Genomic DNA, 12,346 nt, shown 5'->3' with positions numbered 1-12,346 from the left:
TCTCGTGGTTCAAGGATCCGGGTCAGTATCCCAGCGCACCCCGCCACCCGCCACGGAGTCTCAGGGTGTCCTCGGCCACGATGAGACGGACGAAGGGAGATGTCAGCGCATGCTGTGCGCTGACATCTCCCTTCGCCCGTCGTGTGGAAGGTCAGTAGACCTTGACCGTGCGCCCGATGGGCGCGAGGTTCTTCCACCAGATGTAGTTGATCGCCGGGTCGCTCAGTCGGGCGCAGCCGTGCGAGGCCGGGTAGCCCGGGATCGACGGCGAGCCGTGGATCGCGATGCCGCCGTTGAAGTAGCGCGGCCGCCACAGCTCGCCGAGCGGGGCATTGCGCATGCCGTTGATCGCCCGGTAGAAGCGGAAGGTGCCGCTCGGGGTCGTCGCGTAGACGTAGGCGCCGGAGGCCGAGGACCAGTAGCGCTCGCCGTTGCCGGTGCTCGTGTTGAAGACCCACTGGGCCCAGCCGTAGCGGGCGACGATCTGCAGCTGACGGGTCTTGTCGATCTCGAAGGCCGAGGTCGTGCGGGGCCGCGGGGTGCGCGGCGAGTAGACGGCCGACCAGGTCTGCGGGCCGACGACGCCATCACGGGTCAGACCGTGCGCCTTCTGCAGGGCCATGACGGCCTGCTGGGTCGTCTGGTCGTAGCTGCCGTTGGCGGTGCGCAGCCAGAACTTCGCCTTGAGCAGACGCTGCTGCAGGTTCTGCACCCACCAGCCGGTGTCGCCCTGCTTGAGCGTCGTGGGGCGGGCTGCGTGCGCGTCCTCCCCGGCCGTGACGAGCAGGCCACCGGCGACGGCCGTGGCAGCGGCGCCGCGGAAGAGGTCGCGGCGGTCGAGCGAGATGGTGTCCATGTTTCCCCCCTGATGAGAGCGCTGATACCGGGACAGACGCCTGGATCGTCCGGCAGGTTGCGCGGTGATGAGGAAAATATAGCGCCACGGCGCACGGCCCCCGGACGACGACATCCCGCACGCGATGGCGTGCGGGATGTCGTGCGCAGCCGGGCTGCGGCGGGGCGAAGGGAGGGTCAGCCGCGGGCGGCGATCGCCTCGTGGGTCGCGAGCACGCGACGGGCGATGTCGACGTGCAGGTTCTCGATCATCTTGCCGTTGTGGGTGACCACGCCCTTGCCGGCACCGTCCTCCCAGGCCTGCAGGACCCCCTTCGCCTCCTCCACGGCCTCCTCGCTCGGGGCGAAGGTGGAGTTGCACACCTCGACCTGGCCGGGGTGGATGAGGGTCTTGCCGTCGAAGCCCATGTCGCGGCCCTGCTCGCACTCCGCGGTGAAGCCCTCGAGGTCCTTGACCTTGTTGTAGACGCCGTCGAGGACCGCGATGCCGGCCTCGCGCGCGGCGAGGAGCGCCCACGACAGCGACGTGAGGAGCGGGGCGCGGCCGGGCACGTGGTCGGCCTGCAGCTCCTTGACGAGGTCGTTGGTGCCCATGACGAAGGCGACGAGACGGTCGGACGCCTGCGCGATCTCGCGGATGTTGAAGATCGCGGCGGGCGTCTCGATCATCGCCCAGAGCTTCGTGTGCTCGGGGGCGCCGGCGGCCTCCATCGCGGCGACGAGCTGGCGGACCTCGTCGGCGGTGTTGACCTTGGGCACGACGATGCCGTGCGGGCCGGCCTGGGAGGCGGCCGCGATGTCCTCGTCGTGCCACTGGGTGCCGATGCCGTTGACCCGGATCGTCAGCTCACGCTCGCCGTACTCGCCGGAGCGCACCGCGGCGCACGCGGCCTCACGGGCGGCCGGCTTGTCGTCGGGGCCGACGGCGTCCTCGAGGTCGAGGATCAGGGCGTCAACCGGCAGGGTCTTCGCCTTGTCGAGGGCGCGGGCGTTGGAGCTCGGCATGTAGAGGACCGAGCGGCGGGGGGTGTAGGTGCTCTCGGTCATGGCTCAGGCCTCCGCGTAGAGCTTGGCGAGCTCGGGGTCGTTGGCGGACAGGCGCTCGGCGAGCTCGAGGATGACCATGCACTGCTTGTAGCTGGCGTCGTCCTCCATCTTGCCGTCGATCATCACGGCGCCACCGCCGCTCGGCATCGCGTCACGCACCTCGCGGGCGTGGGCGACGTCCTCGGCGCTCGGGCTGAAGACCTTCTTGGCGATGTCGATCTGCACCGGGTGCAGGCTCCACGCGCCGACGCAGCCGAGGAGGAAGGCATTGCGGAACTGGTCCTCGCAGGCCACGACGTCCTTGATGTCGCCGAAGGGGCCGTAGAAGGGGAAGATCCCGTGCATCGCGCAGGCGTCGACCATGCGGGCGATCGTGTAGTGCCACAGGTCCTGCTGGAAGACCGTGCGCTGGCCCTGGTAGTCCGGCGCGCCATCCGCTCCCTTCGTGGGGTCCTGTCGCACGAGGTAGCCGGGGTGGCCGCCACCGACGCGGGTGGTCTTCATCCGGCGGTCGGCGGCCAGGTCGGCCGGGCCGAGCGAGATGCCCTGCATGCGCGGGCTGGCACCCGCGATGGCCTCGACGTTGGCCATGCCGCGGGCGGTCTCGAGGATCGCGTGGACCATGATCGGGCGCTGCACGCCCCCCTTCGCCTCGAGCTGCGCGAGGAGACGGTCGACGTAGTGGATGTCCTCGGGGCCCTGCACCTTGGGGACCATGACGACGTCGAGCTTGTCGCCGACCTCGGTGACGAGGGTGGTCAGGTCGTCGAGGACCCACGGGCTGTCGAGGGCGTTGACCCGGGTCCACAGCTGGGTGTGCTCGCCGAAGTCGACATCCTTGGCGATCTGCACGAGGCCCTCGCGCGCGGCCTCCTTCTTGTCCGCCACGACGGCGTCCTCGAGGTTGCCCAGGAGCACGTCGGCGACGCCGACCATGTCGGGGACCTTGGCGGCCATCTTGGGGTTGCTCGGGTCGAAGAAGTGGATCATCCGGCTGGGACGCGCCGGCACCTCACGGGCCGGGGCGGGCGCCCCGACGGCGAGTGGGGCGAAGAAGTCCTTGGCACTGCGCATGTGTGGCTCGAGTCCTCTCGGGTGAGCGAAGGGGGGTTCTCGCGCAACCTAGCAAGGCGCCTCACCGCGCCGTTATGACCGACGACACCCGGACACGGCTGCCCCCTAGGCTGCGGGCATGAGCGAGGTCAACCTGTCGGCACTGACGACCGAGGCGCTGGCGAAGTCCGACGTGCTGTGGCTGCGGGTCGACGGCCGCGAGCGCCTCACCTGGTTCGCCACCGGCGCCGACGAGCTCGCCGGGCAGGTCCTGCTCGTGTCCGGCGGGGCCGAGGCCGACCTCGGGCCCCTGCCCGAGCAGGTCGAGGTCGTCCTGCGCAGCAAGGGCGACGGCGGCCGACTGCTCACCCTGCGCGCCCGCGCCCAGGCCCTCTCCCCCGGCAACCCGTGGTGGGAGCCGGCGGCCGCCACCCTGCTCGCCGAGCGGCTCAACGCCCCCGCCGACCTGCTCGACCGGTGGCGCGCGGGGTCGACGATCTGGCTGCTCTCCCCCTTCGGCCTGCCGGTGCAGGCACCGGGGCGGTCTGGACCCGACGGCTCGGCCCGGGCCGACGCGCCGATCACCGCGGGCGCCGCCGCCACGCGGGTGCGGCGTCCGTGGCACCTCGGGGGCCGCGGCACCCGACGCGGCTGACGGGCGCACCCGCTCGCCGCCGTTACCCTGTCAGGCGTGAGTGCTCCCACCCGGTTCTTCGTCGCGCGTCTGGCGAGCCTCAATGTCTTCGACCCGCTCGGTGACCAGGTCGGCCGCGTGCGCGACGTCGTCGTCACCTTCTCCCCCTCGCGGCGCCCCCGCGTCATCGGTCTCGTCGTCGAGGTGCCCGGCCGGCGCCGCGTCTTCGTGCCGATGACCCGGGTGACCTCCGTCGAGGGCGGGCAGGTCATCACGACCGGCCTGGTCAACATGCGTCGCTTCGAGCAGCGCGCCACCGAGACGCTCGTGCTCGCCGAGCTCCTCGAGCGGCCGGTCACGGTGCGCACCGACGACGGCCAGGTCGACGCGACCGTCGAGGACATCGGGGTCGAGCAGTCGGCCAACCGCAGCTGGTTCGTCACCAAGGTCTTCGTCCGCGGCGGGCGACAGTCCCGGCGCGGCCTCCTCGTGCGGCGAAGGGGGGAGACCTTCACCGTCCCCGTGGAGGAGGTCACCGGCCTGTCCGCGACGGTGAGCGCCGCCGAGCACTCCGCGGTCAAGCTCCTCGAGTCGGTCGAGGACCTCAAGGTCGCCGACCTCGCCGAGGTCATCGCGGACCTCTCCCGGGACCGCCGCGAGGCCGTCGTCGCCGCTCTCGACGACGACCGGCTCGCCGACATCCTCCAGGAGCTCGGTGACGACGACCAGGCCGAGATGGTCGGGCTGCTCACCCAGGCACGGGCCGCCGACGTCCTCGAGGCGATGGACCCCGACGACGCCGCCGACCTGCTCTCCGTGCTGCCGCCCGAGCGCGCCGAGACGCTGCTGCAGCTGATGAAGCCCGACGACGCCGAGCCGCTGCGTCGACTGCTCAGCTACGACGAGAACACCGCGGGTGGTCTCATGACGACCGACCCCGTCGTCCTCGCGCCCGAGGACACCGTCGCCGAGGCGCTCGCCGTCGTGCGTCGCGAGGAGATCACCGCCGCCCTGGCCGCGACCGTCTACGTCTGCCGCCCGCCGCTGGAGACCCCGACGGGCAAGTACCTCGGCATGATCCACATCCAGCGGCTGCTGCGCGAGCCTCCCCACGAGAGCATCGGGCGCTACATCGACAAGGCGATCGACCCCCTTCGCCCGGAGGCCCCGCTGGGGCAGGTGACGCGCACGCTCGCGACCTACAACCTCATCTCCGCGCCGGTCGTCGACGAGGACGAGCACCTGCTCGGCGTCGTCACGGTCGACGACGTGCTCGACCACATCCTCCCCGAGGACTGGCGCGAGGAGCGCCACGAGGTGACCGATGAGTGACCGCCGCACCACGACCCGCGTCGACACCCCCCAGGAGGTGCGGCGCCAGCTGATCCGCAAGCCGTCGAGCTTCTCGACGGAGGCCTTCGGCGTCATCTCGGAGAAGTTCGCGCGCTTCATGGGCACGCCGCGCTTCCTCATCTGGATGTCGGTCTTCGTCGCCGTCTGGCTGGCGTGGAACACCTTCGCCCCGGAGCCGGCGCAGTTCGACCCGCGGGCGCTCAACTACACCCTGCTCACGCTGATCCTCTCGCTGCAGGCCTCCTACGCCGCGCCGCTCATCCTGCTCGCGCAGAACCGGCAGGACGACCGCGACCGGGTCGCCCTCGAGCAGGACCGCGTGCAGGCCGAGCGGGCCCTCGCCGACACCGAGTACCTCACCCGCGAGGTCGCCGCGCTGCGGCTGGCCCTGCGCGACGCCGCGACCCGCGACTTCATCCGCAGCGAGCTGCGCGACCTGCTCGAGGAGATGGAGGCCAAGGGTCTCGAGGTGCGCCAGCGCGACGAGGACGTCGACGAGGTCACCGAACCCAAGCCGCTCTCTCCCTGACCCTGCCCCCCTTCGCCGGGTGCGACGCAGGCCACTCCGTGGGGCGATCTACGATGGGGCAATGGCTTCTTCGCACCCCACGATCACCGATGAGCAGCTCCGCGAGGCGCTGAGCACGGTCATCGACCCCGAGATCCGTCGTCCGATCACCGAGCTCGGCATGGTCGAGACCGCGGCGGTCGACGCCGACGGCCTCGCCACGGCGACCATCCTGCTCACGGTGTCCGGGTGCCCGATGAAGGACACGCTGACCACCGACACGACCAAGGCGCTCGCCGAGATCGACGGCGTCACGGACGTCAAGGTCACGCTCGGCGTGATGAACGACGAGCAGCGCGCGGAGCTCAAGACCCACTTGCGCGGCGGCCAGGCCGAGAAGGAGATCCCCTTCGCCAAGCCGGGCTCGCTGACCCGCGTCTACGCCATCGCCTCGGGCAAGGGTGGCGTCGGCAAGTCGTCGATCACCGCCAACCTCGCCGCCGCGCTGGCCGCCGAGGGGCTCAAGGTCGGGGTCGTCGACGCCGACATCTACGGCTTCTCGATCCCCCGCATGCTCGGCGTGACGCACCCGCCGACGCAGGTCGACGACATGATCCTGCCGCCCATCGCCTCGGACGTGAAGGTCATCTCGATCGGCATGTTCGTCCCCGGCAACCAGCCGGTCGTCTGGCGCGGGCCGATGCTCCACCGCGCGCTGCAGCAGTTCCTCGGCGACGTCTTCTGGGGCGACCTCGACGTCCTCCTGCTCGACCTGCCGCCCGGGACCGGTGACATCGCGATCTCCATCGCCCAGCTGATCCCCAACAGCGAGATCCTCGTCGTGACGACCCCGCAGCAGGCCGCCGCGGAGGTCGCCGAGCGCGCCGGCTCGATCGCGATGCAGACGCACCAGCGCCTCGTCGGCGTCATCGAGAACATGTCCTGGCTCGAGCTGCCCGACGGCTCGCGCCAGGAGCTCTTCGGCTCCGGTGGCGGTCAGGCCGTCTCCGAGTCGCTCAGCCGCACGGTCGGCGCCGAGGTCCCGCTGCTCGGCCAGATCCCGCTCGACGTCTCGCTGCGCGAGGGCTCCGACCACGGCAACCCCGCGGTCCTGTCCAACCCCGACGGCCCGGCCGCCGTCGCCCTGCGCGGCATCGCCCGCAGCCTGGCCACCCGCTCCCGCGGTCTCGCCGGCCGCAGCCTGGGGCTCACCCCGACGGGTCGCTGACGCAACGGGCCCCGGCCCACAAGACCCCGGCCAGCACGAGTTCACCCTCGCGCTCGGCCGGGGTCTTCTCTCAGCCCGAGGCGCCGCGCACCACCCGGTCGAGGAGGCTCAGGTCGCCTCGCGGTCCCAGGGGGTGCCGGCGACTGCGGCGGCAACCGGAGCCTCGTCGGGTGCGGTCGAGGTGCTGGCACGCGAGGCCGCGCTGCCGGCCGGCGCCGCGTCGATGGTGAAGGCGTCCTCGAGGGGCTCCATGAGGGCCTGCTTGACGATCCGGCGCGGGTCGTACTGACGCGGGTCGTACTGACGCCAGTCGAGGTCGTCGTACTCCGGGCCCATCTGCTCCTTGAGCTGGACCTTGGCGTCGTTGGCCATCCGGCGGACCCTGACGACGAGACGGGCGAGCTTGGCCGCGTACTCGGGCAGCTGCTGCGGGCCGAGGATGATGATGGCCAGGACGATGAGGACGACGAACTCCCAGCCGTTCATGATCCCCACGTCTACTTCTCCTCGGCCGCTTCGAGCGTCATCGACAGGTCCTGCTGCTTGCCATCCCGCTGGATCGTCAAGGTGACCTTATCGCCCACGGCCTTGGCCCGGATCCGGGTGATCAGCTGGTCGAGGTCGGTGATCCGCCGCCCGTCGAGCTCGGTGATGACATCGCCCGGCTCGACGCCGGCGTTGTCCGCGGGCCCGTCGGGGATGACGGCTCGCCCGCTGTCGACGTCGGAGTCCTCGAGCACCCTGGCCCCCTCGCCGTCCCACCGTCGGTCGAGGCTGACCCCGATGATCGGGTGCTGGGCCGTGCCCGTCGCGATCAGCTGGTCGACGGTGCGCACGACGACGTCCGACGGGATGGCGAAGCCCACCCCGATCGACCCGCTCGCCTGCTGCTGCCCCGGGACCTGCGCGATCGCCGAGTTGACCCCGACGACGTCGCCGTCACCGTTGAGCAGCGGCCCGCCGGAGTTGCCGGGGTTGATCGCCGCGTCGGTCTGGATCGCGGAGATGAAGGACTCGTCGCCGGCCTCACCGGCCGTGACCGGGCGCTCGAGCGCCGAGACGATGCCGGCCGTGACCGTCGAGCCCAGACCCAGCGGGGAGCCCACGGCGACGACCTCGTCGCCGACGACGACCTCGCTGGAGCGGCCGATCGCGAGCGGCTCGAGACCCTTGGGGTCGACCTCGAGGACGGCGAGGTCGTAGGAGGAGTCCTTGCCGACGACCTTGGCATCGCGGCGGCTGCCGTCGCTGAGCTCGATGCTCACCGAGCCGCCGCTGCCGGCGCCCTCGACGACGTGGTTGTTGGTGACGATGTGGCCGCTGTCGTCGTAGACCCACCCGGAGCCGGTGCCGCCGCCCCCGGCGGCACGCACCCGGACGGTGACGACGCTCGGCACCGCGTCGGCCGCGATGGACGCGACCGAGCCGTCGGGTCGCTGCGCCGTGTCACCGTCGCGCTGGACGATCGTCGGTCCGCCACCGGTGTCGTCGGCGGTGACGCCCCCCACGAGGCCGCCGAGGCCACCGGCGACGAGGGCCGCGGCGAGCGCGAGCGCGATGGCGCCGCCCCACCCGGGCCCGCGACGTCGCGCCGGCGGCGGCGTGCTCAGGTGCTGCTGCGCGTGGGGCTGGTGATCCGTGGCGTAGGGCTGCGGCGAGGGCGCGCCCCAGCCGGCCTGTCCCGGCGCCTGCCCGTGGCCACCCAGGCTGTCGAAGGGGAGGTACGGGCTGCGCGGGAGCGGCTCGGTGTGCTGCGTGGCCGGCTGCCCGGCGCCGACCTGCCCGCCGGCGGACTGCTCGTGAGCGCTCGGCGTGGCCCGCTGCTCGGGCGTTGCCGGCACCGGTCGGGTCGGCTCGGTGGGGGCGTCCTGCGGACGCGGCTCCTCACCTGGGTGCGGAGAGCTCATGGCTGTAGATCATGCCTTGTCGGGACGGTGCCGACCTCAGAGGGTGCCGGTGACCGGGCGGGCCAGCGGGAAGCCGGAGCCGCCACGGCGACGGCTCTCGGTGCGGGTCGACGGGGTGGGCGCGCGGTGACTCAGGCTCTCGCGCAGGAGCGAGCGGCCGCGGTGGATGCGGGAGCGGACGGTGCCGAGCTTGATGTCGAGGGCCTCGGCGACCTCCTCGTAGGTCAGCCCCTCGATGTCGCACAGGACGACCGCCGCGCGGAACTGCGGCGGCAGGGCGTCGAGGGCCCGCTGGATGTCGGCGTCGAGGTGGTGGTCGAGGACGACCTGCTCGGGGGTCGGCGAGCCGCTGTGCAGCAGTGCCGCGAACTCGTCGGTCAGCGCGTCGAAGCGGATGCGCTGCTTGCGGCGGGCGCGGTCGAGGAAGAGGTTGGTCGTGATCCGGTGCAGCCACCCCTCGAAGGTGCCGGGCGTGTAGCCGTCGAGGGAGCGGAAGACACGCACGAAGACGTCGTGGGTGAGGTCCTCGGCGTCGTGGACGTCGCCGGTCAGTCGGTAGGCGAGCCGGTAGACGCGGGCGCTGTGCTCCTCGACGATCTCCGCCCAGGTCGGGGGGACCCACTCCTGCCCCTCGAGGTCGCGGACGTCGGTGTTGCTGGTCACCCCTCAATGCTCACGCGTCAACCTGAGGGAAGTCTGTGATCCAGCGCGCCATTAGGGTGGACTCCCATGACCGCCGCCCAGCTCAACAGCCATGCCTACGCCGAGCAGTTCGTCCCCGAGGACGAGAGTGTCGAGGCCGCACGTCGCACCGGGACCGAGCTCGGGGCGGTGCCGATCGGTACGGGCGGAGGCGCCGCCCTTCGCCTCCTCGCGGCAGCCAGCGGGGCCCGCCACGTCGTCGAGGTCGGGACCGGGGCCGGCACCTCGGGGCTGTGGCTGCTCGCCGGCATGCCCGCAGACGGCGTGCTGACGACGATCGAGATCGAGCCGGAGCACGCGCTGCGCGCGAAGCGCTCCTTCGCGGCCGCGGGCATCGCCCCGCAGCGCACCCGGGTCATCACCGGCCGCGCCGTCGACGTCCTGCCGCGGATGAACGACTCGTCCTACGACCTCGTCCACATCGACGCCGACAAGGAGGGCTACCCGCAGTACGTCGAGCACGCGATCCGGCTGCTGCGACCCGGCGGCGTGCTCGCGATGGACAACATGCTCTGGCACGACAAGGTCGCCGACCCCGCGGCGCGGGACGCGACGACCGTGCTGCTGCGCGACCTGGGCAAGCAGCTGCGTGACGACGAGCGGCTCGTCATGAGCCTGCTGCCGGTCGGCGACGGCATGATCGCCGCCGTCAAGCGCTAGGCGGGCCGGCCGGGGTCGGCGCCGCCGACCCCGGCGCTCGCAACGGCTCGGTCAGACCGAGCCGGGTCCGGGGCCGCGGCGGAACTGCGCCGGCCCCTCGGCGATGGCGACGACCTCGAAGGGCGTGATCTCGATCGGCGCGGAGCCGATGATCCGCGAACCGGCCGACTCCGTCGCCGTCGCCGTGAACTCCTCGCAGAAGTCGTCTCGGTCCTTCGCGGCGTCGAAGACGTAGGTGCCCTCGAACCACTCCCCCTCGCGCATGCGCCAGGTCTTGAAGGCCAGGCCGTCGAGAAACATGAAGTTGGCCATCGAGGTACCGACGACGTACTCCCGCAGCTGCTCCGCGACATCGCCTGACGCCTCGGTCAGCGACCAGCGGACGGCGAGTCCGTATCCAGCGTTCATGCAGTCCTCTCGTGGGCCTCGGTCGAGGTCGACAGTGGTCTCGGCACGGTAACCACTCGCACCCACGACTGACAGTCCCGTGTCACCATCCGAGCACGACGAAGCCCCCGGACGCAGGTGTCCGGGGGCTCTCGTACGGGGCTTACTTCTGCAGGCCCTCGCAGTTGTCGATGGCCTCACCGAGGGCGAGGACCTCGTCGGGCTTCATCTCGACGACGAGACGACCACCGCCCTCGAGGGGCATCCGCAGGACGATGCCACGACCCTCCTTGACGACCTCGAGAGGACCATCCCCCGTGCGTGGCTTCATTGCCGCCATGTGCGTTCCCTTCGATCAACACCGGACGGAGCCTCACCGACCGGGCGGCGCAGTCGCGCCGACGCTGGGCTCCATTATCCACCTCCCGTGCGCGCTCGGCCTAATCGCCGCCGGTCACGGAGGAGTGACGTGCCAGGGCACGTAGGGCAGCAGTCCGCACGACCAGGCGAAGATCCCACCGACGAGGACGAGCACGACGACGGCGGCCCTGCGGCGCCAGTGCTCGACGATCCGACCGCCGCTCGAGGTGCGCATGACGACCGATGCGAGGAGCGCGGCGAGCGGGAAGTCGAGGAGCAGGAAGCGCCACATGCTCGTGATCGGCCGCACGACCGCGAAGAGGTACATCGGGTAGACGAGCGCCCACATGCGCACCTCGAGCGGGATCCACTGACCGTGGCGGCCGAGGACGAGCGCGAGGTAGGTACCGACGAGCGCCACCATGACGACGACGGCGAAGAGCCCGCGCTGCTCCCACGCCCAGCTGAACCACAGGACGAAGGGCCCCTCGTCGGGGCGCTGGCCCCACGCCGCCTGCACCCGGAAGAAGGCATCGGGCAGCCCCGACAGGTAGCCGACGGTGAGCGGCCAGGCGATGCCGGACACCCCGGTGGCGAGGACCATGACGGCGATCCGCAGGCGGTCGTGGGCGAAGGGGGCGACCCCCGCCTCGCGCTCCTGCCGCCAGCGCAGCCACAGGTGGGCGAGCACGGCCAGGCCGAGCGGGGCGGCGACGCCCCGGGTGAAGCCGAGGAGGAGGGCGATGCCCGCGACGCCGAGGTAGTTGCCGCGCATGAGCAGCAGCAGGGCGCCGGCGATGAGGACGGCGGCGAGCGCCTCGGTGTAGGGGATGACCATGACGCCGGTCGCCGGGTAGAAGCACCACAGGGCGGCGGCGACGAAGGCGAGCCGCTCGCGGGCCGGCTGGGCGGCCGCGTGGCCGGAGAAGCTGAGGACCTTCCACACGAGGACGGTCGCGGCGGCACCGAGCACGAGGTTGAGCACGACCGCGGAGGCGGTGAAGCCGATGCCCGTCGCCATGACGAGGCGCACCAGGCCCGGGAAGAGCGGGAAGAAGGCCCAGGCGCTGTAGGTGATCTCGCCGGTCTCGGGGTCGGCGGGCAGGGGGATCGGGTAGCCCTCGGTGACGATCCTGCGGTACCACTGCGTGTCCCAGAGGCCGAACATGTCGGGCAGGCCGGCATCGAGGTGCCCCACGCCGGCCGGGGACTGGTAGTAGCGGGCGGCGACCCAGATCGCGAGGACCGCGACGACCCGGGAGAGGGCGTAGACGACGAGGAGGGAGCGGATCGGTCGGGCGACCGCCTCGTCAACCCACGCGTCAACCCTCGCGCGGACCGACATCGTCTCGGGCGGCCGACATGTCCGGGACGGCCGACGTGTCCCGGGCAGCCGACTCGAGCTCGGCGAGGCGCTGCTGCAGCCGGTCGAGCACCTCGTCGACCTGGTCCATCCGGTATCCGCGGAGCGCGGTGTCGAAGCGGACGGCGTCGACGTCGCTCGCGGCGAAGTCCGACTCCGGGAGCCCGTGGTGCGGCGCGGAGGCCACCGGCTCGGCCATCGGGTCGGTGGTGATCCGGCCGGTGACCGCGGCGGCGACGGCGACGACGACGAGCAGTGCGACGAGGACGAAGAAGATCCAGACCACGGT

Annotated in this window: 15 protein-coding genes; 5 read left to right on the top strand and 10 right to left on the bottom strand. The window is 71.7% G+C overall.

Annotated elements, in window-relative coordinates:
- Nucleotides 1-151: 151 nt before the first annotated feature.
- From ACQBJO_RS03945 to ACQBJO_RS03935, 3 genes are all read right to left on the bottom strand, one after another.
- Nucleotides 152-856, bottom strand: a complete 705-nt coding sequence (locus ACQBJO_RS03945) for a L,D-transpeptidase family protein (RefSeq protein ID WP_255185481.1) — start codon at nt 854-856, stop codon at nt 152-154.
- A 176-nt stretch (nt 857-1,032) separates the two neighbouring features.
- Entirely contained in the window at nt 1,033-1,902 is an 870-nt protein-coding gene (locus tag ACQBJO_RS03940) for an HpcH/HpaI aldolase/citrate lyase family protein (RefSeq protein ID WP_255185480.1), read from the bottom strand.
- 3 nt (nt 1,903-1,905) lie between these two features.
- Nucleotides 1,906-2,976 (bottom strand): HpcH/HpaI aldolase/citrate lyase family protein, encoded by a 1,071-nt coding sequence (locus ACQBJO_RS03935; protein ID WP_421007092.1) that lies wholly within the window; start codon nt 2,974-2,976, stop codon nt 1,906-1,908.
- A gap of 118 nt (nt 2,977-3,094) precedes the next feature.
- Here ACQBJO_RS03935 and ACQBJO_RS03930 point away from each other — a divergent pair, with 118 nt between their 5' ends.
- From ACQBJO_RS03930 to ACQBJO_RS03915, 4 genes are all read left to right on the top strand, one after another.
- Nucleotides 3,095-3,610, top strand: a complete 516-nt coding sequence (locus ACQBJO_RS03930; RefSeq protein ID WP_421007093.1) for a hypothetical protein — start codon at nt 3,095-3,097, stop codon at nt 3,608-3,610.
- A 36-nt stretch (nt 3,611-3,646) separates the two neighbouring features.
- Complete coding sequence (locus tag ACQBJO_RS03925) at nt 3,647-4,921, top strand: magnesium transporter MgtE N-terminal domain-containing protein (protein ID WP_255185477.1); 1,275 nt, start codon at nt 3,647-3,649, stop codon at nt 4,919-4,921.
- Entirely contained in the window at nt 4,914-5,471 is a 558-nt protein-coding gene (locus ACQBJO_RS03920) for a DUF1003 domain-containing protein (RefSeq protein ID WP_421007094.1), read from the top strand. Before ACQBJO_RS03925 ends, ACQBJO_RS03920 begins: the two co-directional genes overlap by 8 nt.
- 61 nt (nt 5,472-5,532) lie before the next feature.
- Entirely contained in the window at nt 5,533-6,678 is a 1,146-nt protein-coding gene (locus tag ACQBJO_RS03915; RefSeq protein ID WP_421007095.1) for an Mrp/NBP35 family ATP-binding protein, read from the top strand.
- A 108-nt stretch (nt 6,679-6,786) separates the two neighbouring features.
- Here ACQBJO_RS03915 and ACQBJO_RS03910 read toward each other — a convergent pair whose 3' ends face one another.
- Genes ACQBJO_RS03910 through sigE form a run of 3 tightly spaced genes read right to left on the bottom strand, consistent with a single transcriptional unit; the run spans nt 6,787 to nt 9,248 of the window.
- Nucleotides 6,787-7,164 carry a hypothetical protein gene (locus tag ACQBJO_RS03910; protein ID WP_255186315.1) on the bottom strand — a complete coding sequence of 126 codons (378 nt, stop codon included), beginning with the start codon at nt 7,162-7,164 and terminating at the stop codon, nt 6,787-6,789.
- An 11-nt stretch (nt 7,165-7,175) separates the two neighbouring features.
- Nucleotides 7,176-8,585: a trypsin-like peptidase domain-containing protein gene (locus tag ACQBJO_RS03905; protein WP_421007096.1), complete on the bottom strand. Its 1,410-nt coding sequence runs from the start codon at nt 8,583-8,585 to the stop codon at nt 7,176-7,178.
- Nucleotides 8,586-8,621: 36 nt separating this feature from the next.
- Nucleotides 8,622-9,248 carry an RNA polymerase sigma factor SigE gene (gene sigE, locus ACQBJO_RS03900; RefSeq protein WP_255185473.1) on the bottom strand — a complete coding sequence of 209 codons (627 nt, stop codon included), beginning with the start codon at nt 9,246-9,248 and terminating at the stop codon, nt 8,622-8,624.
- Nucleotides 9,249-9,314: 66 nt separating this feature from the next.
- Here sigE and ACQBJO_RS03895 point away from each other — a divergent pair, with 66 nt between their 5' ends.
- Nucleotides 9,315-9,947 (top strand): O-methyltransferase, encoded by a 633-nt coding sequence (locus tag ACQBJO_RS03895; RefSeq protein WP_421007097.1) that lies wholly within the window; start codon nt 9,315-9,317, stop codon nt 9,945-9,947.
- A gap of 51 nt (nt 9,948-9,998) precedes the next feature.
- On the opposite strand, the gene ACQBJO_RS03890 is transcribed toward ACQBJO_RS03895, so the two are convergent.
- The 4 genes from ACQBJO_RS03890 to ACQBJO_RS03875 form a co-directional block, all read right to left on the bottom strand.
- Nucleotides 9,999-10,355, bottom strand: a complete 357-nt coding sequence (locus ACQBJO_RS03890) for a hypothetical protein (protein ID WP_255185471.1) — start codon at nt 10,353-10,355, stop codon at nt 9,999-10,001.
- Between the two features lie 142 nt (nt 10,356-10,497).
- Complete coding sequence (locus ACQBJO_RS03885; RefSeq protein WP_007923758.1) at nt 10,498-10,674, bottom strand: DUF3117 domain-containing protein; 177 nt, start codon at nt 10,672-10,674, stop codon at nt 10,498-10,500.
- 114 nt (nt 10,675-10,788) lie between these two features.
- Nucleotides 10,789-12,039, bottom strand: coding sequence for a hypothetical protein (locus ACQBJO_RS03880; RefSeq protein ID WP_421007098.1), 1,251 nt, complete (start codon nt 12,037-12,039; stop codon nt 10,789-10,791).
- Nucleotides 12,017-12,343 carry a DivIVA domain-containing protein gene (locus tag ACQBJO_RS03875; RefSeq protein WP_255185469.1) on the bottom strand — a complete coding sequence of 109 codons (327 nt, stop codon included), beginning with the start codon at nt 12,341-12,343 and terminating at the stop codon, nt 12,017-12,019. The genes ACQBJO_RS03880 and ACQBJO_RS03875 overlap by 23 nt, the downstream gene beginning before the upstream one ends.
- Nucleotides 12,344-12,346: the final 3 nt, after the last annotated feature.

Origin of the sequence: Janibacter zhangyanbonis (assembly GCF_050507325.1) — a bacterium.
Taxonomy (GTDB): domain Bacteria; phylum Actinomycetota; class Actinomycetes; order Actinomycetales; family Dermatophilaceae; genus Janibacter.
This window is presented reverse-complemented; position numbering and strand designations above follow the sequence as displayed.